Origin of the sequence: Humidisolicoccus flavus, assembly GCF_045689595.1 — a bacterium.
In the GTDB taxonomy this organism is placed as follows: Bacteria; Actinomycetota; Actinomycetes; order Actinomycetales; family Microbacteriaceae; genus Humidisolicoccus; species Humidisolicoccus flavus.
Genome location: NZ_CP142724.1, coordinates 1,813,921 through 1,834,201, shown reverse-complemented (window position 1 = coordinate 1,834,201; position 20,281 = coordinate 1,813,921). Strand labels below are relative to the sequence as shown.

Genomic DNA, 20,281 nt, shown 5'->3' with positions numbered 1-20,281 from the left:
ACGAGGACTCTCATCGTGCTGCTTCCGTAATGAGCTCTTTCGCTCCGCCTTCGAAGAGTTCGGCAACCGCGCGGTCAGCGACATCGATCGCCGCTTCCTGCAGCGATGCAGGCGAGAGGTCATCGAGCGTTGCCGCGTGTGAGGCCGTCACACTGTGCGAGCCGTCGAGCGCATACGCGGTGGCGGTCAGGAACAGCATGCCGTCGTCGACGATTGCCGTTGCGCCAAGCGGGGCTGAACAGCCGGCCTCGAGTCCTGCGAGCACTCGCCGCTCGGCTGTCACGGCTGCGCGCGTGATCGCGTGATCGAGCGCTCGAACCGCTTTCTTCGCTGCTTCATCGCCGGAGCGGACTTCGATGGCGAGCGCTCCCTGACCGGGAGCCGTCGGCACCCGTGAGAGCTCGAAATGCTCGCTCATGTGGCCCGTGTTCTCGAGCCGGGAAAGGCCCGCGGCGGCGAGCACGACCGCGTCGAGATCCGCGTCCTCACCGAACACCCGCGCAAGGCGGGTCTCGATGTTGCCGCGAATATCGACAACCTCCACCTGCGGCACCTGTTCACGCAATTGCGCGGCGCGTCGCGGAGAACCTGTTCCGACCTTCGCTCCCTCGGGCAGCGCGTTGGACGTGAGGCCGTCACGAGCGCAGAGCACATCGCGGGCGTCTTCACGCTTCGTCACCGCAACGAGTTCGATGCCCTCGAAATCGGCCGTCGGGAGGTCCTTCAGCGAGTGCACGATCACGTCGACCTCACCAGCGAGCAGGGCCTCCCGGAGGGCCGAGACGAAGACCCCGGCACCGCCGATCGACGCGAGACTGCTGCGGTCGGTGTCTCCCTGCGTTGTGATCGTGACGATCTCGGTCTCGCCCCGCATCTTGGCCACCACGTGGCCGGTCTGCGTGACCGCGAGCTTCGATCCGCGGGTTCCTACCTTGAGGGTCATGGTGCGATTCCTGCCAGGGCCGGGCGGAACCCGAGACGCGGGTTCTCGCAGCACCCTGGGCGGCAGACGTCATAGTCGACGCCGAGTTTCGTGAGCGCCGGACGCTGCTCGACGGGGGTGCCGTTGACGCGCTCCAGGACGAGATCGATGAGACCTTCAACGTATGCCGGATCGCTGCCGGGGGTGGCAACGCGACGGAACCAAAGGTTCTGCTCCTCGGCGCTCTCCTTCGCTTCCTCATCGAGGTCCCACATGACCTCCATGTGGTCGCTCACGAACCCGATCGGCACGACGATGATCGCCTTGCGCGTCTCGCCGATGTCCTCGATCACATCGTTGATGTCGGGTTCGAGCCACGGCTGCGTCGGTGGGCCGGAGCGTGACTGGTAGACGAGTTTCCAGGGGTACCCGGGCGCTGCCTCGTTCGCGACGAGTTCAGAGACCTCAAGGTGTTGCTTCTCGTAAGCGCCGTGCGGGCCGAAGTCGGTTTCGCGGTTCCCGCTGCGAACCGCATCGTCGGTCGGGATGCTGTGCGTCGCGAACAGCAACTCGACTTCCTCGGGTGCGAACCCGGCCTCCTGGGACTCTGCAACCGCAGCACGGACACCGTCGAGGAAGGGCTGCACGAACCCTGGGTGGTTGTAGAAGCTGCGGACCTTGTCGATCTGGATCTCTCCGCCGAGGCCGGTGTCGAAGAGCGCATCCGCGAAGTCTTCGCGGTACTGACGGCACGAGGAGTACGAGGAGTACGCGCTCGTTGCGATCGCGATGAGCTTCGTGAAGCCTCGCTCCTTCGCCTCGGTCAGCGCGTCGTTGAGGTACGGGTCCCAGTTGCGGTTTCCCCACAGCACGGGCAGGTCGATGCCGCGCTCGGCGAGTCGGGCTTCGAGCGCTGCCTTCAACTCGCGGTTCTGGTTGTTGATCGGGCTCACTCCGCCGAAGTGGCGGTAGTGGTGCGCGACCTCTTCGAGGCGCTCGTCCGGGATCCCGCGGCCGCGCGTCACGTTCCGCAGGAACGGAATGACGTCGTCTTGACCTTCTGGACCACCGAAGCCGGCCAGCAGGATGGCGTCGTAGTTGGTCGGTTCGCTCACCCACTCCGGTCCCTGCTGCGAGGCGCAGGTCGCTCCTGCGACCACGGCGCCATCGGCGATGAAGACCGACTCAGCCGAAACCGGCTTCGAGCCGCGAACCGGAGTGTTCTCTTCTCCTGCTCCCTGTGAACCAATGTTTGTTGCTCCCATCAGGCGAGCACCTCCTGCAGTTCTTCAACGCTGATGCGTCGACCAGTGAAAAACGGAACTTCTTCGCGTACGTGCATCCTTGCATCAGTCGCGCGCAGCGCACGCATGACATCGACGAGATCGACCAGATCGTCCGCTTCGAGCGGCAGAATCCACTCGTAGTCACCGAGCGCAAACGCGCTGACCGTGTTCGCGATGACGCTCGTGTACGCGGCGCCCTTCCTTCCGTGCTCGATGAGCATTCGCGAACGGTCTTCCTCGGGGAGGATGTACCAGTCGTAGGAGCGGACGAAGGGGTAAACGGTGAGCCACTGGCGCGGCTCGATGCCACGCAGGAAGCCAGGAACATGGCGCTTGTTGAACTCTGCCTCGCGGTGCACACCCATGGAACTCCAGGTTTGCTTGAGCGGGGCGAGTTCACGCGAACGGCGAAGACTTCGCATCGCAGCCTGCAGCTGCTCGGGAACATCTCCATGGATCCAGAGCATGACGTCGGCATCCGCGCGCATGCCGCTGACGTCGTAGATGCCTCGGACGGTTACACCCTCGGCTTCGACTCCCGCGATCGCCTGCGACAGGTGTGCGCCTCGGATCGCGCCACTGCGAACGGATTCGCGCGCTGTCGTGGCAGATCGACGCAGTACCGTCCACAGGGTGTAGCCGGTGGGGTTCGCTTCGGAAGCCTCGTGACTTGGAACGGTTGTGGTGCTCACTGCTTGTCTCCTTGCTCGTGATCTGATTCCTTGAACATCTGTGGGGCGGGCGACGCTTCGCCGCCTGTGGCTTCGCCCGTGGCGGCCGGGTTTTCGGGTTCGCCAGCTTGCAGCATTTCGTCGACCCAGCCTTGCCCGGGAACGGCGAAGTGCTCACGTCGAATACGTTTCGCGGCGGCACGCGCCTGCGGGATCACGCTCGCAAGTCCGGTGCCCGAGACCCAGGCGCCCACGACTTCGAGTGTTTCGATGGGCGTGATCGCGTCGAGCAGTCGCGCCCGTTGCGCTGCAATTCCGAGTTGCGCCGCAGGTTGCGCCTGTTCGTAACGGACGCGCTTTGCGCCAATCACGGTGCCGAGCGGTACGCCGAGCATGATTTCGGCCTCGGATTTTGCGAGTGCGATCGCCTCGTCGTCGGAAAGCGTTGCGGTTGCCGGCGGCGCACCGGCACGACCGAAGGAGACGCGCACGACATGTCGGCCCGCGGCGGCCTCTCGAAGCCATTCCCACTTGGCCGTTGCATGCGTGAGCGCTTTGGCTTTTCGGCCGGCGTCCTCTGCAACGAGCATGCCCGCTCCCCGCGGGAACGCGTCGAGGGCCGGTGCATCAACCACCAGCGTCACGAGCTCGATCGTCGGGGATTCGCCCCACTGCTCACCGAGGGCCGAAGCGGTCTCGGGTAGTTGTGCGAGCAGATCACGCGCTTGTTCTCCGGGAGTCGCGATGACGAGCGAGCGTGCATGCATGCGCGTCTTCGTGCCGTCAGCGGCGACGGTCTCGACGCGCCATCCTTCCTCTTCTGCAGCGATCCCGGTGGCACGCTCCTGCAGGCGAAGCTCGACCAGGAATCGTTCGAGTTCACGACGAAGCGCAGCAGTGAGACGGTGCATACCGCCGTGCAGCCCCTGGACAGCCGAGCCGGCCTGATCGCTCGAGGCTCGAACCTGCGCCGCGGCACCGGAGAGCGAACCGGCGCGAGTGAGCGCCGGGTTGAGTCCGGGTGAGATCGCGTCGACGTCGAGGTCGTGCGCGGAGGCCGAGTACACCCCACCCGCCACGGGCGAAACGAGCCGGTCGAGCGTGCGCTGACCCATTCGGCGTCGGACGAGATCACCGAGGGAAGTTTCGCGGCCGAGTTTCACAATCGGGATCAGCCGGTCGGCGTACGCGCGAAACGCTCCACCCCAGCCGAGCACCGCGATGACATCCTTCGCAAGCGGCGTCGTCGGAATTCCGAGGAGGCCGCCTTTCGGCAGCGGTACCGCTCGTTCCTTCAATTGCAGCCACGCCGGTCGCCGCTCGGGCCGAACGATCGCGTCGTCGAGCTCGAGATCGTGCAAGAGCGCTGCGACCCCGCCGCCGCGGACAGCGAAGGACTCCGCGCCTCGGTCGAGTTGGAGACCCGCGATCTCGTGCCCCTGCACGACGCCGCCGACGGCCTCGGAGGCTTCGAGGAGCGTCACGCGATACCCGCGTGCTCCCAGGTCGCGCGCGGTCGTGAGGCCCGCGATGCCGCCGCCGATGACGACGACGTCGGTCCGGGCGACCGAGTCGCCGCTCGAATCAGGTTCGCGAAGCGGCCCTGTCTGCTCGGTCACGTCACTCGCCACCATGGACGTACTCGACGATGCGAGTCAGGACTGTCGGATCGGTCTCTGGTGGAACACCGTGACCGAGGTTGAGCACGTGCGCGCGAGCCACGGAAGCCCGGGCGATGATGTCGTCGATCTGTGCACGCAAGATCTCCCACGGCGCACCGAGGTACGCCGGGTCGATGTTGCCCTGCACGGTCACGTTCGAACCCATGCGTGCATAGGCCTCGTCGATCGGGGTTCGCCAGTCGACACCGATCGCATCGACATCGAGATTCATCACGTCGTAGAGCTCACCCGCGCCAACGGCGAAATGCACGAGCGGAACCGAATCGCCCTCGACGGTGCGCAGGTCACGGACATGCTCGAGCGCCTTCGCAGATGCCGGGCGCACGTGTTCGAGATAGAGCGACTTCGGCAGCGATCCCGCCCACGAGTCGAAGAGCTGTGCTGCGCTGGCGCCCGACTCGATCTGAGCGCGCAAGAACCGGCCAGTGACGTCCGCGCACCACTCCATGAGCTTCGCCCAGCTCTCCGGGTGCGCGAGCATGAGCCGGCGAGCCTGCATGTGATCCTTCGAGGGGCGACCGCCGACCAGGTACGCCGCGAGCGTGAACGGCGCTCCGGCAAACCCGATCAGCGGCGTCGGGCCGAGATCTGCCAGTCCGGCGACGGTCAACGCGACCCCTTCGCGAATGGGATCAAGGGTCGTGTCGAGCACCGCGGGGTCGGTTTCGATCAGCCGTTCCACTGCCTCTGGAGTGTTGACCGGGCTGTCAATAACGGGGCCGACGCCCGGCTCAATCTCGACGCCGACGCCCGCAAGACGGAGCGGGATCATGATGTCGCTGAAGAAGATGCCGGCGTCGACGCCATGACGGCGGACGGGCTGCAGCGTGATCTCGCTCGCGAGCGCAGGGTCAAGGCACGCATCGAGCATCTGCGTTCCGACACGAAGCTCGCGGTACTCGGGCAAGGATCGGCCGGCCTGACGCATGAACCACACGGGCGGCGTGGCAGCGCGCTCTCCGCGGTACGCACGGATCAAAGCGCTCTGTGCCGCAAAGGTCGAGAGCGGATGGTCCGAGGGAAGCGTCAAGTGCGACGGCGTCGTGGAAGACATTGCCTTATTGTCCCATCACGAGAGTTGCTCGCGAGCTGGTTTCCATCCGGTGGATGCTCTCGGCGGAATCCCGACGCGGGCTTCTGAACCCTCTGTAGACTCAGAACGTGCTCATTTGCCTATCGGCGAGCCACCAGAATGCCGACTTCACGGTACTCGAACAGCTCGCAGCCGTCGACCCGCGAGAGACGCAACGCCGTCTCGCGGAATCTCGCGACGTCTCTGGCGCCATCGTCTTCTCCACCTGCAACCGCTTCGAGGCGTACCTCGATGTCGAAGAGCCCAGCGGCGACGACACGCAGGAGCACTCCACCATCGTCTCCTCCGCGTTCAACGCGATGTTCGGTGCGATGCGAGAACTCGATGACCACGTTCAGGTGCTCGAACCCCGCCTCGGCACCGAGGCTGCAGAGCACCTCTTCTCCGTCGCAGCTGGCCTCGAATCCGTGGTTGTCGGCGAAGGCGAGATCGCAGGGCAGGTCCGCCGAGCGCTCTCTTCGGCGCAGCACGACTCCACGACGAGCCCCGATCTCGAACGTCTCTTCCAGCGCGCGAGCGAAACCCAGCGCGCGATCAAGAACCGCACCGGCCTCGGCGCAGCAGGGCGCTCGATCGTCCGTTTGGCGCTCGGTCTTGCGAACCACCGTGTCAACGACTGGGCCTCGACCCGGATCCTGCTCGTTGGAACCGGGCGTTTTGCAGCAGCAAGCCTGGCCGCTGTTCGCGACCTCGGCGCGACCAACATCGAAGTCTGGTCGCCCAGTGCGCGCGGTTCGCACTTCGCAAGAAAGCACGGCATCGCGAACGTTGACGGCCGTGACGCTGTCCTCGCAGCAGCGACCGCAGACGTGATCCTGACCTGCACAACGAGCGAAGAGCACGTCATCACGGCAGAGATGCTTCGTGAAGGCCGGGCACGACTTGCAGGCACGCACGCCCTGCCCTCGATGCCGTTCTCACACGACTCGTACTCCACCGATGCGGCAGCAGAGTGCCCGGTCGGCCACGAGACCGCCGCTGCACAGCAGTGCCCGCTCGATGCCTCGCTCGGCGAACACGCGCACGACGGCGCCTGCCCCGTCGAACACGGTCGTGCCCGTCAGCTCATCATCGACATGGGCCTCCCCCGCAACGTCAACCCAGATGTGGTCGCGGTCCCGGGCGTCGAACTCCTCGACCTGGAGACGATCCGCCTCCACGCACCCATCGAGCACTTGACGGCCACGGACGACGCTCGCGCGATCGTCCAGAAGGCGGCGCGAACCTTCGCTCGCGTCAGCGCCGAGAACGAACTCAACCCTGCGATTCGCGCACTTCGAGACCACGTCACCGAGGCGATGGAAGCGGAGATCGCGCGAGTGCAGAAGCGTGGCTCCGAGAGCGAAGCGAAAGCTGCAGAGGCAGCGCTCCGCCACTTCGCTGGCGTCCTGCTGCACAAGCCGACGACCCGCGCACGCGAACTCGCTCGCGGCGGCAGAAGTGAAGCCTACGTGGCAGCACTCGACGCACTGTTCGGTATCGAAGCACCGTTGCCGGGGCTGAGCCTGGTCAACGACAACGACGACACTTCGAGCGTCGCCTAAGCACCTGCACGATTTCGGCCCAGCGCCCTGGTGCCCCGAACCTCAGTGAACTTCGCGCGTCACGCCATCAGGTTCGCGAACAACCCGACCATCACGAGCGACCACATCGCGTGAATTCCGATCGGGGTGTACCAACGGCCCGTGCGCGCGAGGCCGAACGACGACGCGAGGCCGAGCACGGGGGCGACCGCCACGAGCGCGAGGTTTCCTGTGCCGAGGGTGACCAGCGTGTAGATGATGTTCGGCAGGATCCATCGCCAGTGCTTGGTGAAGAGACGCGAGAGCCCGATCCGGAAAAAAACCTCTTCGGCGGCGCCGGCAATGAGTGCCGCAAGCAGCACGAGCTCCGGAGAATCTCCGGTCGCCTGAACCGCATCTTGCACAAAGCTTTCAGTGGCCGGAATCTGCAGCAGAATCCATCCGCCGACAAAGGAACCGACAGAAACAACGGCGCCGATCACGAGCGTCTCGGCCACTGCCCTGCCGTGGCGTGGCCGAGCGATTCTGCGGTCGGTTCGAAGGAGGAGCGCGAGCGCGATTCCGCCGAGAATCCAGACCCCAGCGAGCGCCAGACCCCATGCCGAGACCGCAGTCGACTCGCCGTCGTTCTCGAAGGCCTTGCGGAGAACGAGCACACCGGCAACCATCGTCGTAAGGGCAGTTGCAATTGCCCACCACGGACGCGATTGCGGCGGTGCGAGTTCTGAGGTCACCACCTCAGCCTAATGAAGGAGCTGTCGTGCGAATCCTCGTCATCGGCGCAACGGGTTACATCGGTAGCCGCGTGATTCCAGTCCTGCTCGCTGGCGGCCACACGATCGTCGCTGGCGCCAGAAACCCCGAGGCGCTCGACAAGTTCTGGTGGTCGGATCGCGTTGAGCGTCTGCAACTCGATGTGCTCGACGAGGCCTCGGTCGCAGCCGGCATCGATGGCTCATTCGACGCGCTGCTGTACCTCGTGCACGGCATGGGCGGCGACGACTTCCGTGAGAACGACAAGAAAGCGGCGCGCCACGTCCAGACGGCAATCGACGCACACTCGATCCCCCGCGTCGTCTACGTTTCGGGGATCATTCCCCCGGTCGGTCACGACAAACTCTCTGAACACCTCACCTCACGCCTCGAAGTCGAGGAGATCCTCTCCAAGTCGAGTGCGAGCGTCATCACCCTGCGCGCCGCGCTCGTGATCGGCGCGAGTTCGACCAGCTTCGAGCTCATGGGCCAACTCACCGAGCGACTTCCCGTGACCGTCGTTCCCGACTGGATGCGCTCGAAAGTCGAACCCATCGCGATCGTCGATCTGTGCGCAGCGATCGAGGCCGCCGTGACGATCGAGAGCAAGACGCAGCACTTCGACATCGGCGGTGGTGAGGTGCTCGAGTATCCAGAACTGATCGAGCGCTTTGCAAAGATCGCGGGGGTGACGAGGCCGCAGCTGGGCACGACCTTGCTTCCCGAGAAGTTCGTCGCGAAGGTCGCCTCGATGATCGCTGACGTTCCCTCGTCGACCGTGCAGTCGCTCGTGGAAAGCCTGCAAGAGGACATGATCGCTCGTGACCAGCGCTGGTTGGACGTACTGCTCGGCGGCGCGCACACTCCGGTAGGCCTCGACGAGGGCCTCGAACGCTCGCTCGTGCCGACAGACGACACCGCGGACGCCGAGCAGGTCGATCCGATGCGACGGCTCCCCGGAGACCCGGAGTGGGCCGTTGCTGCGCAGCGGATCCCGAACCCCGGCAAGCACGCCTCCGAGTAGTCCGCACATGCAGAAAGCCCCCGGTTTCCCGGGGGCTTTCTGCATGTGCGCTGCTGCGCGCTCTGGGCTCTAGCCCTTCGCACTTCCGGCGAGGAGGCCTCGCACGAAGAAGCGCTGGAGTCCGAAGAACACCGCGAGCGGGACGAGCAGGGAGATGAACGCACCCGCGGTCAGTCGCGGCCAGTTCTCGCCGCGGCTACCTGCGAGTTCTGCCAGACGCTGTGTGAGCGGCGCGGTCTCGGGGGTTCCAGAGGAGAACACCAGAGCGACGAGAAGGTCGTTCCACACCCACAGGAACTGGAAGATCGCGAAGGACGCGATTGCCGGCATTGCGAGCGGGAGCACGATCCGGAAGAAGATCTGCCCGTGACCTGCGCCATCGACGCGAGCTGCCTCAATTACTTCACCGGGAATTTCGGAGATGAAGTTGTGCAGGAGGAAGATCGCGAGCGGGAGCGCGAAGATCGTGTGCGCGATCCAGACCGTCAGATACTGCTGGTCGGGGATGATCGGGATTACGTCGCTGATCGCTCGCTGCATCGGCTGGATGAACCGAACGAACATCTGCAGTACCGGAATGAGCGCCATCTGGAGCGGCACGATCTGCAGTGCGAACACGATGATAAACAGCGCGCCGGAACCCTTGAACTTGATCCACGCGAAGGCGTATGCGGCCATCGATGCGATCACGAGCGGGAACAGCGTTGCCGGGATCGCGATGAAGAGCGAGTTCAGGAAGTACTCACCGAGCTGCGGCGAGGAGGAGGAACTCGAGAAGAGCACCTCCGCGTAGTTCTCGACCGTGAATCCCCAGTTCTCGAAGATCGTCCACCATCCGGTGGTGCGAATGAGATCTGGCGGGCGGAACGAGGAGACGAGCAGACCGAAGGTCGGGATCGTCCAGAGCACTGCGATGACGAGCGCGACCACGGTTGCGATCGGGTTGGTGAGCCGCTTCTTGACTCGCGTCGTCTTCGACTTCGAGCTCAGAGCCTTGTCGACATTGACGTCTGCGATGGGAGCTGGGACGGTCATCGGATCTCCTTCTGCTTCCGCATCACTCGGACGTTGTACGCCACGATCGGCAAGACCAGGATGAACAGGATGAGTGCGAGCGCCGCACCCTTGCCCGGGTCACCCTGACGGAACGCTTGCGTATACATTTCGTTTGCAACCACCGAGGTGTCGAAGAGACCGGCCGTCATGGTGCGGACGATGTCGAAGACCTTCAGGGTTGCAATGGAGATGGTGGTGACCACCACGACCAGGGCTCCGCGGATTCCGGGAACCGTGATGTTCCAGAAGCGCTGCCACGGGTTTGCGCCATCGAGCGAAGCCGCTTCGAGCTGATCGGCCGAGATGCCCTTGATCGCGGCGGAGAGCACGATCATCGCGAAACCGGTCTGGATCCAGACCATGACGACGATGAGTGCGAGCGTGTTCCACGGGGCGTTCTGCAGAATCTGCTGCGGTTCACCGCCGAAGGCGACGATGATCTGGTTCAAGATGCCGTACTGCGACTGGCCCTCTGGGCGGTACGCGTAGACGAACTTCCAGATGATGCCGGCGCCGACGAAGGAGATCGACATGGGGAGGAAGACGAGCATCTTGTAGATCTTTTCGCCGCGGCTCTTGTCAATGAAGACGGCGTAGGCGAGACCGATCGAGGTCGAGAGGAGCGGCACAAGGACGACCCAGATCACGGTGTTGCGCAGAACCGTCAACGCTGAGGGTTCTGTGAACATCCACACGAAGTTATCGAGTGCGTTGAATTCACCCGAAGCGTTCGTGAACGCGAGCATCGTCGTGCGAAGTGCGGGGTACACCAGGCCGATCCCGAGCAGCAGGACGGCGGGTGCAAGAAAAAGCACCAACTGCAAACGGTCCTTGCCGCGCTTTGGTGCTTTGTCGATGAAGAACAGGAGCAGTCCGAAGACTGCAAAAAAGATTGCAATGCCGGCTCCGAATTGGAGCAGCTTGCCAAGCAGATCAGCCGTAGTCATGAAGCCTCTTTCGTGAAGTACTCATATTGAGTGGGAGCGGCCGGAGCCGCTCCCACTCAACGCAGCTGGTTAGGGCCAGCTGTTTTCTACAGCGTCAAGCACCGTCTGGGTTTCAGCGCCACCCATCCAGTCGTTGATTGCCTTCCAGAAGGATCCGGTGCCAACAGCTGCTGGCATGACGTCGGAACCATCGAAGCGGAAGAGCGTTTCTGGGTCTTGCAGCGTCTCTGCTGCCTGCTCGAGCAAAATGCTCGAAGCGTTCGAGGTGTCAAGACCGTTGTTTGCCGAAACCACACCACCGAGCGAAACGCGGAGGTTCGCCCACTCGTCGGAGGAGAGGAACGTCTGGAACGCCTGAACCTCAGGAGCGTCGGAGAACGCGCCGACGAACTCGCCACCACCGGTGACTTCAGCGCCGCCGCCAGCTTCTACTGCTGGGGTGAGGAATGCCCAGATGTCGCCGTCTTCGGAGACTTCAGTGCCCTCTGGCCAGAAGCCTTCGTAGAACGAAGCCTGGTGGTGCATTGCGCACGCGCCGTCAACGATCGGGAGTCCGCCGTCACCGAAGTCGGTACCGACGATGGTCGAGGAGTTACCAAAACCACCGTTGACGTAGTCGTCGTTCTTCAGGATGTCGCCAACGCGGTCCATAGCTTCAGCGACGCGTGGGTCGTTGAATGGGATCTCGTGGTTGACCCACTGGTCGTAGACGTCTGGTCCGTGGAGACGGAGCATGTAGTCCTCAACCCAGTCGGTTCCTGGCCAACCCGTTGCGTCTGCAGAGCCGAAGCCTGCACACCATGGCATGACGTCGCCGTCAGCTGCTGCGATGTCTGCGGTCAGGGTGTCGAGCTCGTCGAGCGTGGTCGGGATCTCCCAGCCGTTGTCAGCGAACATGCTCGGCGAGTACCAGATGTAGCCCTTGATGCTCGCCATGAGCGGCGCTGCATAGAAGGTGTCATCGACGGTGCCGTAGTTCACCCAGTCTTCGGTCCAGAACTCTTCGGCGTTTGCCTTCACGGAGTCTGGGGCCGGAAGGAGGCTGCCTGTTCCTGCAACCGATGCCAAAAGGCCCGGCTGCGGGAAGATTGCGAGGTTTGGTGGGTTGCCGCCCTGGACGCGGACGTTGATCTGAGCTTCGAACTCGCCGGAGCCTTCGTAGACGACGTCAATGCCGGTGCAGGATTCGAAGTCTGCCCATGATTCGTTCAGACGGTCTGCTTCGAGGTCGAGGATCGTGCCGTAGATGCTGACGCTCGTGCCCTCGTGCGTGCCGTACTCTTCGTAGGCTGAACAGTCGGCAGCTTCGCCACCTGTCCCGCCACCGTTTGATGGATCGGAGTCGCCCACACATCCCGTCAGTGCGAGTGCTGCTGCACCTGCAATACCGACTGGGATCATGAGTCGACGCTGTGCGTGCTTCACGCTCTCTCCCTTGCTTCTCTTGGTGTTCTGCCAGGGACCTGGCTGTAACCGCGGCGACCGAGGAGAGCGTTTGGGCGCCCTCGCCCGGAACCGGAACCGGTTCCACTACCCAGTCACCATACGGTCATATTCAGACGAAATGCAAAGTAGTTGTATCTCAATTCGACAACGCATTTTGCAAGCGAATCTGAATCAAAGATCCTGTGTGATTCTGGGAATTCCTGGACCTGCCGCTACCGGGAACTTCTCGTCGCGCCTATGCTTACCCCTGGTATCGGGAGCTCACAGTGAGGTGGGGTGGACAATGGCAACGCTCGGAGATGTCGCACGACTCGCAGGTGTCTCGAAGTCGACCGCCTCTCGTGCGCTCAATAGGACCGGTCATGTCTCAGAAGAAACCAGTATCGCGGTGCACGCGGCCGCCCAGTCACTCGGATTTCGTGCAGCGCAATCAGCCGTTCGCCTCGCGACCGGACGCACCCGAACCATCGGAACCTTCTGCCTTCGCTGCGACAACTGGTACAACTCCACCGTCGTGCACGGCATGAGCGAAGCTGCCACTCAACACGAATACGACCTCCTCGTGTGCGAGCTCGACGCCGCCGGCAGCGACGGACCAGCGAAGCTCGAATTCTTCTTGCAACGCGGTCGGGTCGATGCGGCGGTGTTCTGCGCCTGCGACACGGTCGAGAACGAAGTGCTGCGACTCACAGAACTCGGAGTTCCGCTCGTCGTGCTCGGAGAACCTGCCGACGAAGCACGCTCCTTCAGCCTCGATGACGAATTGGCCGCGAAGCTCGCAACCGAACATCTGCTGAGCCTCGGCCACCGCGACATCCTGCACGCAAACAGCGTGAACCCGAACCCGAGTCGCGCCACGAGCGCGACCGGGCGCCGCATCGCTGGGTACTCGCGGGCGATGCGCGAGGCCGGACTCCAGCCGCGCACCATCACCGTGCCAGCGCACACAGAAGAAGCGCGCCTGGCGGCGCACGACATCCTCGCGAGAGTCGATGCGCCAACGGCAGTGTTCGCAACGACCGACGAAATCGCGTTCGGATTCTTGCTCGCCGCCCCGGCCCTCGGAATCCGCATTCCCGACGATCTCAGCGTGATCTCCGTCGATGACCACGAGTTCTCGAAGAGCTTCGGCCTCACGACGGTGCGCCAAGACCCCGTGCGCCATGCAAAAGACGCCTTCGACTGGATCCTCGACCAGCTCGCAAGCCCCTCCGAAGACCAGAGCCACACGAACTACGAACCGGAATTCCTGCTGCGCGCGAGCACCGGCCCTGCGCCTCGGCGCTAGAGAGCCATCACGCAACGGGTCTGACGGCGACCGGCTCCGGAACGATCGTGATCGCCACGCGCTCACCGAAGACGACCCGCTCGGACACGGGGTGCTGGATCCGCACGAGTTCCCCCGTCTCGAGTTTCACGAGCGTCCTGCGCATACTGCCGAGGAACGTGCTCTCCATGACGGTCGCTGGAATACCCGAACCGGACAGCCGCACGTTCTCGGGCCGCAAGAGCACGCTCGCCGGGCCGTCGGGCGCCGCTTCGAGCACGGGCAACTGCTGCCCGAACACATCTGCGACCCCGGCCGAAATGTTCGCAGGCACTTCGCTCGAGAGCCCGACGAACGCAGCGACGAACGCGGTCGCCGGGCGAAGGTACAGCTCCTCGGGCGTCGCGATCTGCTCGATCCGACCGGCGTTCATGACCGCGATCCGATCGGATACGGCGAGCGCCTCCTCCTGATCGTGCGTCACGAAGACCGTCGTGATCCCGAGCCGCAATTGGATCCGCCGGATCTCATCGCGCAACTGCACTCGGACTTTCGCGTCGAGCGCCGAAAGCGGCTCGTCGAGCAGGAGCACGCGCGGTTCCGTGACCAGCGCACGGGCGAGCGCGACGCGCTGCTGTTGGCCGCCGGAGAGTTCGTGGGGGAAGCGCTCGGCGAGGTGATCGAGACCGACGAGCGTCAGAGCGTCGTGCACTCGTTTGGCTGCCACTGACTTTCGGACACCCCGCATGGACAAGCCGAAGCCGGTGTTCGCCGCAACGTCGAGATGCGGGAAAAGCGAGTACGACTGGAACACCATGCCGAGATCGCGTTTGTTCGTCGGCACGGAAGAAACGTCAGCTCCCCCGATTCGCACGACGCCGCTCTGGGCACGTTCAAGACCCGCGAGCACGCGAAGCGCGGTGGTTTTCCCGCATCCACTCGGGCCGAGCAGGCTGACGAACTCGCCCGGCTGGATGTCGAGATCGACACCGTGCAGCACGGTGTTGTCGCCGTAACTCTTCACGATCGATTCGAACGCGACTGCGGTGCCCGTTCCGCCGCTGGCGAGCAGGAGGTTGTCGCCCGTTGCAATCGTTGCGGAGTCAATTGGGGTGTTCATTTGGAACCTTTCACACGGACTCGGCGGCGCTTCACAGCGCCGAACCGTCCGATCACGAGCAGGAGGACAAATGCAAAGGCCAGCGCGAGCAACGAGAGGATCACCGATGCGTAGGGGTCTTGCTTGCCGACGACGATGAGCGCGGTTTGCAGATTCTGGCGGTTGAGGAGCGAGGCGATCGTGAACTCGCCGAGCACGACCGCCACGGAGATGAGCGAGGCGGCGAGCAGCCCCTGGCGGAGGTTCGGCGCGAGCACCCGCACGAGCACGGTCGGCCAGCTCGCGCCGAGCGAGCGTGCCGCCTCCGAGAGGGTTCGCACGTCGACCGCGTCGATGTTCGCCTGGATCGCGCGGTAGGCAAACGGCAGCACGGTGATTCCATAGGCGAACGCGAGGGTCCACACGCCCGTGCCGAAGGTGCGACCGATCTGCAGATAGATCGGCGTGAGACCGACCACGAGCACGATCGCGGGGATCGAGATCGGCAGGAGCACGACGAATTCGAAGATTCGCTGCAGCTTCGGGAACGAGAGCGTGATGAGGATCATCGTCGGGGCAAGCAGGAACAGCACGATCCCCACCGTCACGATCCCCAGCACGAGCGAGTTCGTGAGGCCGGTCCAGATCGGTCGGTATTTCGCCTCGTTCGCGGGATCGAACAGGTTCATCCAGTTCACGAGCGAGACGCCCTCGCCGTCGCGAAGCGTGTAGCCGATCATCGAGACGATCGGAACGAGGAAGACGAGCACGAGCACGACTCCGATGACAGAGCGGGTGAGCGTACTCGGAGCGAACCCTGGTCGACTCATTGCTGCCATCTCGCGGCTCGTTTCTGAATCAGGGCGTAGAGCGCCATCGTGACCGCCATGACGACGACCATGCCGAGGGCGAGTGCGCCGGCGAGATTTTCGCGACCGAGCAGCGTCTCGCTCGTCAGTGCGGTCCGGATCTGCAGGGGAACAATCTGCGATCCCTGGCTCGCCAGCGCCGCAGCGGTCGCATACGAGGAGAATGCGTTGGCAAACAACAGCAGCAGACTCGCGAAGAACGAGGGTGCGAGCACTGGGATCCCGATGCGTGTCCAGAAGCTGAGCCTGGTGCCCCCGAGTGTGAGGTTCGCTTCGGCCCACTGCGGTTTCAAGGCATTGACCGCTGGCAGGAACGTGATGATCATGAGCGGCACTTGAAAATAGATGTACGGCGGGATCAGACCTGGAAGCCCGTAGATCCAGGCACCGTTTGCGAAGAGGTCGAAGTCGAAGGTCTCGCGCAAGAACACCGTGACGAGCCCTTGGAGCCCGATCGTCGCGATAAACGCGAACGCGAGCATGACGCCGCCGAATTGGGCGAGCACGCCAGCTCCGGCATCAACGAGGCTCCTCACCCGGCTCCCAGCGGGCAAGCCAATCATCGCGTAGCAGGCGAGCGCGCCGAGCACGGCCCCGATCACCGCGGTCAACAGCGAGATCCAGGCGGAATTGAGAAAGGTCGCCACGATGACCGGATCCCCGAGGCCCTGCAGATTCGTGAGGGTCAACCCGCCGTCCGCGTCGAAGAATCCGCTCGTGATCGCGAGGATCGTCGGAAGCACGAGGAACAGGAGGAGGTAGGCGACGAGCGGCAGGAGCCCCACGAAGGCCGGGATCGCGCGATGGCGTGGGGCCGGATGCGATGCACCCGACCCCACGCGTGGCTCGGTCGTCGGAACGACCAGTTGTTCAGTGAGCGTCACTCTGTGTCAGCTTCTCGAGACGAGTCCCGCTAGTTGACCGCAGTTGCCCAGGTCTCGCCGAGCAGCACACCGGCGTCGGTCGACTGCTGTTCTGTCGGGACCACGGTCTCCTCCGGGATTTCAGGCAGCGCATCGAAGAGCGCCTGGTCGATCGTTCCGGCCTCAGACATCGCATCTGCACGAACCGGGCGGGCGCCTCCTTCGAGCCACAGGTTCTGCACCTCGTCGCTGTACAGGAACTCCTGCCAAAGACGTGCAGCCGCAGGGTTCGGGGCATCGACGTTGATCGCCTGGTTGTAGTAGCCCGCGTACCCGGTGCCGTCGAAGATCACGACCTCCCAGTTCGGGTTCGTCGCCGTGTGCGCTGCATTGAGGTAATCCCAGTCGAAGACGACCGGGGTCTCGCCGCTCTGCACGGTCGCCGTCGTGACGTCAACTTTCAGCATGTTGCCCGCTGCGTTGAGCTCGGAGAAGAAGTCGATGCCGTCCTCGAAGTTGTCGAGTTCTCCGCCGCTCTGCACGGTTGCAAGACCGACCGCGGCAAAGGCTGCGCCCGCTTGCGTCGGGTCGCCGTTGATCGCCACCGCTCCGCTGTACTCGGAACCGAGCAGGTCTTCGAGCGATTCTGGCGCCTCGTACTTGGACGAGTCGTAGCCGACCGACATGTACCCGCCGTAGTCGCCGACGAACAGGCCGTTCTGCTCCTTCAGCTCGTCAGGAATGTCATCCCAGGTCTGCACCTTGTACGGCGCGAAGGAATCGGTGTTCTGCAGCGCGACGGTGAGGCCCAGGTCGAAGACGTCGGGCGCGGTGTCGAGCCCCTTGTTCGTCTTCGCGGCCTGGATCTCCTCGGCGCTCGAGACATCGGGGGACTGCTCGGTGATCTTGATCTCCGGGTAGCGCTCCATGAAGAGGTCGAGGATCGCACCGTAGTTCGCCCAGTCACGTGGGAGTGCGATGACGTTGAGTGCGCCCTCCGCCTTTGCTGCCGCTTCAAGATCGGCGAAGGTTCCGAAATCGGAAACACTCGTCGCACTCGATGCGTCGACGCCGCCCTCGCTCGTGCCACCACTGGCCTCCGCGGAACATGCGGTGAACGCGAACGCTCCCACTGCAGCAAGTGCGACAACGCCGAGCGTGCGTCGTACTCGCGGGCTCTGAACCTGGAACATGGATCCTCTTTTCACCGGCAGGTGGGGTGGACCCTCGGCCCACGATGCAACCACCATTGGCCTCGACTGAAGGTTAAGAAGCACTTGTGAACGGCGTGGGCGCGTTGATTGAACCGCAGGCGAACGTGTGGCGAATGTGCGGCACCGGAGCGGGAATCGCGATGGCGAGGAATCTCCCGCGAAGCGAGGCTGGCCTCGCTCGCAGGCAGCAGAATAGAGAGCAGCAGGTTTTCGCACCCGTGCGGGTGGCGAGCACGGAGAGCGAGCGAGCATGAGCAACACCGAAGAGCACCCCGACGAATTCGTGCTCGGCAATGAGAACGACGCGGAAACCCCGGCGACGGAGCTGCTCGAACCTCGCGAGGTCCCGCTCGGCGGCGCACGCGCCATGCCTGTCCTGCGTGCTCTCCCGAACAAGAACCGCCGCATGATCGGCGCGTGGTGCTTCATCGACTCCTACGGGCCGGTCGAGCTCTCGACGCACGGCGGAATGCAGGTTCCTCCGCACCCGCACATTGGACTGCAGACCGTCTCGTGGCTCGTCGCGGGTGACGTGCAACACCGTGATTCATTGGGAACCTCGCTGCGGATCGAACCCGGCACGCTCGGGATCATGACCGCCGGCCATGGAATCTCTCATTCGGAGATGAGCCCAGAGGACGCTCCCCCGACGCTCCACGGCGCGCAACTGTGGGTCGCGTTGCCCGAGAACTCGCGCACGCAAGCACCGAGTTTTGCCGGTCTCACCTCGCTCCCGACGTTCGAATTGGAGAGCAACCCGGCGGGCCGCGCAACAGCGACCCTGCTCGTCGGCGATTTCGAGGGCCAGAGTTCCGACGCCCCCGCCTTCACGCCGCTGTTCGGCCTCGAAGTGAAATTCGCCGGCACCAGCAGTGCGAACGTCACCCTGCACGAATCGTTCGAGCACGGCGTGCTTGCCCTCACCGACGACGCGACCGTCAACGGCGAAGCGGTTGCTCGCGGCTCAGTGCTGTACCTCGCGCCAGGGCATTCGAGCGTCACGCTCTCGACGAGCGGTCCGGGCACGCTCATGATTCTGGGCGGCGAACCGTTCGCGGAGGAAATCGTGATGTTCTGGAACTTCGTCGGCCGCACCCACGACGAGGTCGAAGAAGCTCGAGACACCTGGCAGACAGAACGCGAGGCGGAACTCTCCAGTGACGCTCGACCGCGCTTCGGCCTCGTGCCGGATCACGAAGGCTTTACGCTGCCAGCTCCTCGTTTGCCCTCGGTCGAGTTGTTGCCGCGAGGTCGCGCGCGCCGACGCAAGCGCTGAGGCAGGACGGGGCGCCAGCTGCGCTCCTCCGGCTCGTCATCGGCGTTGTCGACGAGCGCACCGACCTGTCGGACGAACACGACCAACCAGACGAAGATGAGCCCCGCGACCGCGAACTCGAGCCCGGTGAGGTTGTAGTAGCCGAAGGGCATCCACAGCAGCGCAGCGAAGATGATCGCCGCGACAATCAGGTACGACATCACGAGGAAGACTTTCGTGAGGCCCGGAACACATGGCGCCAACGCCGCGATCAAGGCGAAGAACACCAGGACCATTCCTGATGCTGCGCCGAGGTGGATCCAGAAGTTCAGATCGGTGGGTACGAGGCCGACGATGGCCAAGAGAATGCCGATCGCGGCCAACAGCCACTGAATCACCTGCACTCGCCTGCGCGTGCCCGCCGAGTGGTCCTTGACCCACTGCTGGAGATCCCGAGTGACGTAGGTCGCAAGCGTCGTGACGACGATCCCCGAGAACACGAGGGTCAGGTTGAACGCCCAGGCCGCAACCCCACCGAGCGTTCCGAGCTCAGAGAAGTGCACCTGCCACCAGGTGCTCTCGTTCGCCGTCACCATGCTGAAGGCGGTGCCGGAGATCAAGAAGACGGCGAGCAGGATCGAAAGACTCGTCGTTCCGACCGAGGAACCGGAGAGGAACGCGACGTATGCCCCAAGGCCGCAGGTCACCGCGACCATGCTCGCACCCGCGAATCCGTCGATCTCGAGGCCCGCGAAGCCCTGTTGGAACAGCTCGCTCGCAGCAATCAGGGTGAGATAGGCGATGGCGCCGTGGACGATCGAAAGCCCGATGGAGTCGATGAGTCGCTTTGCGAGGGGCAACTCGGCACGCCAGCTGGACGCCTTCTCACGGAAGTTCAGTGCGTAGGAGGCGAAGAAGGCGGCCCCGGAGACAAGGGAGGCGGCGAACGCGGCGGCGTATCCAACGGAATCTTGCCCCGAGAGCGCGTGCAACCCCGAGGACAGTTGGAAGAACCCGATCGCGAACCCGACGACGACACCCAGGACTGCGACGATGACTGCTCGGTTCTCGGACTGCAAGCGTGCGGCGAGCGCCGTCTTCGAGGCTTTGGATTGCGACTGCTGCGACTGCGACTGCGACTGCCGCGACTGCGCTTCGGCGTGCGCTGCGCCTGCCTGCTGTGATTTGGCGAGCTCAGCCGCGGGGTTGGTCATAGACACATTCTCCCGGAAGAACTCCGGGAGCCGAACCGGCGAAAAATGGCAGAGAAAAACGGTGCGGAGTGTCTCAATTTGCATCCCGAATACACGA

Annotated in this window: 18 protein-coding genes; 4 read left to right on the top strand and 14 right to left on the bottom strand. The window is 64.0% G+C overall.

The window, feature by feature from the left end; genetic code table 11:
- Positions 1-10: 10 nt before the first annotated feature.
- Genes hemC through hemE form a run of 5 tightly spaced genes read right to left on the bottom strand, consistent with a single transcriptional unit; the run spans position 11 to position 5,615 of the window.
- A complete protein-coding gene (hemC, locus tag U2H20_RS08850; protein WP_430591922.1) occupies positions 11-943 on the bottom strand; it encodes a hydroxymethylbilane synthase in 933 nt (310 codons plus the stop codon).
- Positions 940-2,187 carry a ferrochelatase gene (locus tag U2H20_RS08845; protein WP_430591921.1) on the bottom strand — a complete coding sequence of 416 codons (1,248 nt, stop codon included), beginning with the start codon at positions 2,185-2,187 and terminating at the stop codon, positions 940-942. The genes hemC and U2H20_RS08845 overlap by 4 nt, the downstream gene beginning before the upstream one ends.
- Entirely contained in the window at positions 2,187-2,900 is a 714-nt protein-coding gene (hemQ, locus tag U2H20_RS08840; RefSeq protein ID WP_430591920.1) for a hydrogen peroxide-dependent heme synthase, read from the bottom strand. Before hemQ ends, U2H20_RS08845 begins: the two co-directional genes overlap by 1 nt.
- Complete coding sequence (gene hemG, locus U2H20_RS08835; protein WP_430591919.1) at positions 2,897-4,498, bottom strand: protoporphyrinogen oxidase; 1,602 nt, start codon at positions 4,496-4,498, stop codon at positions 2,897-2,899. Before hemG ends, hemQ begins: the two co-directional genes overlap by 4 nt.
- A gap of 1 nt (position 4,499) precedes the next feature.
- Positions 4,500-5,615 (bottom strand): uroporphyrinogen decarboxylase, encoded by a 1,116-nt coding sequence (gene hemE / locus U2H20_RS08830; RefSeq protein WP_430591918.1) that lies wholly within the window; start codon positions 5,613-5,615, stop codon positions 4,500-4,502.
- Positions 5,616-5,722: 107 nt separating this feature from the next.
- Between hemE and U2H20_RS08825 the strand changes: the two genes are divergently transcribed.
- A complete protein-coding gene (locus tag U2H20_RS08825) occupies positions 5,723-7,198 on the top strand; it encodes a glutamyl-tRNA reductase (protein ID WP_430591917.1) in 1,476 nt (491 codons plus the stop codon).
- 59 nt (positions 7,199-7,257) lie between these two features.
- Here U2H20_RS08825 and U2H20_RS08820 read toward each other — a convergent pair whose 3' ends face one another.
- Positions 7,258-7,911 (bottom strand): CPBP family glutamic-type intramembrane protease, encoded by a 654-nt coding sequence (locus U2H20_RS08820; RefSeq protein ID WP_430591916.1) that lies wholly within the window; start codon positions 7,909-7,911, stop codon positions 7,258-7,260.
- Between the two features lie 26 nt (positions 7,912-7,937).
- Between U2H20_RS08820 and U2H20_RS08815 the strand changes: the two genes are divergently transcribed.
- Positions 7,938-8,954 carry an NAD(P)H-binding protein gene (locus U2H20_RS08815; RefSeq protein ID WP_430591915.1) on the top strand — a complete coding sequence of 339 codons (1,017 nt, stop codon included), beginning with the start codon at positions 7,938-7,940 and terminating at the stop codon, positions 8,952-8,954.
- Between the two features lie 69 nt (positions 8,955-9,023).
- Here the strand turns inward: U2H20_RS08815 and U2H20_RS08810 are convergent, their stop codons facing one another.
- From U2H20_RS08810 to U2H20_RS08800, 3 genes are all read right to left on the bottom strand, one after another.
- Entirely contained in the window at positions 9,024-9,989 is a 966-nt protein-coding gene (locus U2H20_RS08810) for a carbohydrate ABC transporter permease (RefSeq protein WP_430591914.1), read from the bottom strand.
- A complete protein-coding gene (locus U2H20_RS08805; protein ID WP_430591913.1) occupies positions 9,986-10,957 on the bottom strand; it encodes a carbohydrate ABC transporter permease in 972 nt (323 codons plus the stop codon). The genes U2H20_RS08810 and U2H20_RS08805 overlap by 4 nt, the downstream gene beginning before the upstream one ends.
- Positions 10,958-11,026: 69 nt before the next feature.
- Positions 11,027-12,382, bottom strand: coding sequence for an ABC transporter substrate-binding protein (locus tag U2H20_RS08800; protein ID WP_430591912.1), 1,356 nt, complete (start codon positions 12,380-12,382; stop codon positions 11,027-11,029).
- A gap of 304 nt (positions 12,383-12,686) precedes the next feature.
- Between U2H20_RS08800 and U2H20_RS08795 the strand changes: the two genes are divergently transcribed.
- Positions 12,687-13,691 (top strand): LacI family DNA-binding transcriptional regulator, encoded by a 1,005-nt coding sequence (locus tag U2H20_RS08795; RefSeq protein WP_430591911.1) that lies wholly within the window; start codon positions 12,687-12,689, stop codon positions 13,689-13,691.
- A gap of 7 nt (positions 13,692-13,698) precedes the next feature.
- On the opposite strand, the gene U2H20_RS08790 is transcribed toward U2H20_RS08795, so the two are convergent.
- From U2H20_RS08790 to U2H20_RS08775, 4 genes are read right to left on the bottom strand one after another with little or no spacing between them, the layout of a single operon-like run.
- Complete coding sequence (locus U2H20_RS08790) at positions 13,699-14,790, bottom strand: ABC transporter ATP-binding protein (protein ID WP_430591910.1); 1,092 nt, start codon at positions 14,788-14,790, stop codon at positions 13,699-13,701.
- A complete protein-coding gene (locus U2H20_RS08785) occupies positions 14,787-15,599 on the bottom strand; it encodes an ABC transporter permease (RefSeq protein WP_430593623.1) in 813 nt (270 codons plus the stop codon). The genes U2H20_RS08790 and U2H20_RS08785 overlap by 4 nt, the downstream gene beginning before the upstream one ends.
- On the bottom strand, positions 15,596-16,522 hold the full coding sequence (locus U2H20_RS08780) for an ABC transporter permease (protein ID WP_430591909.1): 927 nt from the start codon (positions 16,520-16,522) through the stop codon (positions 15,596-15,598). Before U2H20_RS08780 ends, U2H20_RS08785 begins: the two co-directional genes overlap by 4 nt.
- Before the next feature lie 29 nt (positions 16,523-16,551).
- Positions 16,552-17,694 (bottom strand): ABC transporter substrate-binding protein, encoded by a 1,143-nt coding sequence (locus U2H20_RS08775; protein WP_430591908.1) that lies wholly within the window; start codon positions 17,692-17,694, stop codon positions 16,552-16,554.
- 271 nt (positions 17,695-17,965) lie between these two features.
- Here U2H20_RS08775 and U2H20_RS08770 point away from each other — a divergent pair, with 271 nt between their 5' ends.
- Positions 17,966-18,991, top strand: coding sequence for a pirin family protein (locus tag U2H20_RS08770; protein ID WP_430591907.1), 1,026 nt, complete (start codon positions 17,966-17,968; stop codon positions 18,989-18,991).
- Here the strand turns inward: U2H20_RS08770 and U2H20_RS08765 are convergent.
- Positions 18,907-20,184 (bottom strand): DUF998 domain-containing protein, encoded by a 1,278-nt coding sequence (locus U2H20_RS08765; protein WP_430591906.1) that lies wholly within the window; start codon positions 20,182-20,184, stop codon positions 18,907-18,909. The two genes, U2H20_RS08770 and U2H20_RS08765, sit on opposite strands and share 85 nt — an antisense overlap.
- Positions 20,185-20,281: the final 97 nt, after the last annotated feature.

Excerpts from the sequence above, each read along its gene's own strand:
- hemC (WP_430591922.1), bottom strand. The coding sequence starts at position 943 with ATGACCCTCAAGGTAGGAACCCGCGGATCGAAGCTCGCGGTCACGCAG.
- U2H20_RS08845 (WP_430591921.1), bottom strand. The coding sequence starts at position 2,187 with ATGGGAGCAACAAACATTGGTTCACAGGGAGCAGGAGAAGAGAACACT.
- hemE (WP_430591918.1), bottom strand. The coding sequence starts at position 5,615 with ATGTCTTCCACGACGCCGTCGCACTTGACGCTTCCCTCGGACCATCCG.
- U2H20_RS08810 (WP_430591914.1), bottom strand. The coding sequence starts at position 9,989 with ATGACCGTCCCAGCTCCCATCGCAGACGTCAATGTCGACAAGGCTCTG.
- U2H20_RS08805 (WP_430591913.1), bottom strand. The coding sequence starts at position 10,957 with ATGACTACGGCTGATCTGCTTGGCAAGCTGCTCCAATTCGGAGCCGGC.
- U2H20_RS08795 (WP_430591911.1), top strand. The coding sequence starts at position 12,687 with ATGGCAACGCTCGGAGATGTCGCACGACTCGCAGGTGTCTCGAAGTCG.
- U2H20_RS08790 (WP_430591910.1), bottom strand. The coding sequence starts at position 14,790 with ATGAACACCCCAATTGACTCCGCAACGATTGCAACGGGCGACAACCTC.
- U2H20_RS08785 (WP_430593623.1), bottom strand. The coding sequence starts at position 15,599 with ATGAGTCGACCAGGGTTCGCTCCGAGTACGCTCACCCGCTCTGTCATC.
- U2H20_RS08775 (WP_430591908.1), bottom strand. The coding sequence starts at position 17,694 with ATGTTCCAGGTTCAGAGCCCGCGAGTACGACGCACGCTCGGCGTTGTC.
- U2H20_RS08770 (WP_430591907.1), top strand. The coding sequence starts at position 17,966 with ATGAGCAACACCGAAGAGCACCCCGACGAATTCGTGCTCGGCAATGAG.
- U2H20_RS08765 (WP_430591906.1), bottom strand. The coding sequence starts at position 20,184 with ATGACCAACCCCGCGGCTGAGCTCGCCAAATCACAGCAGGCAGGCGCA.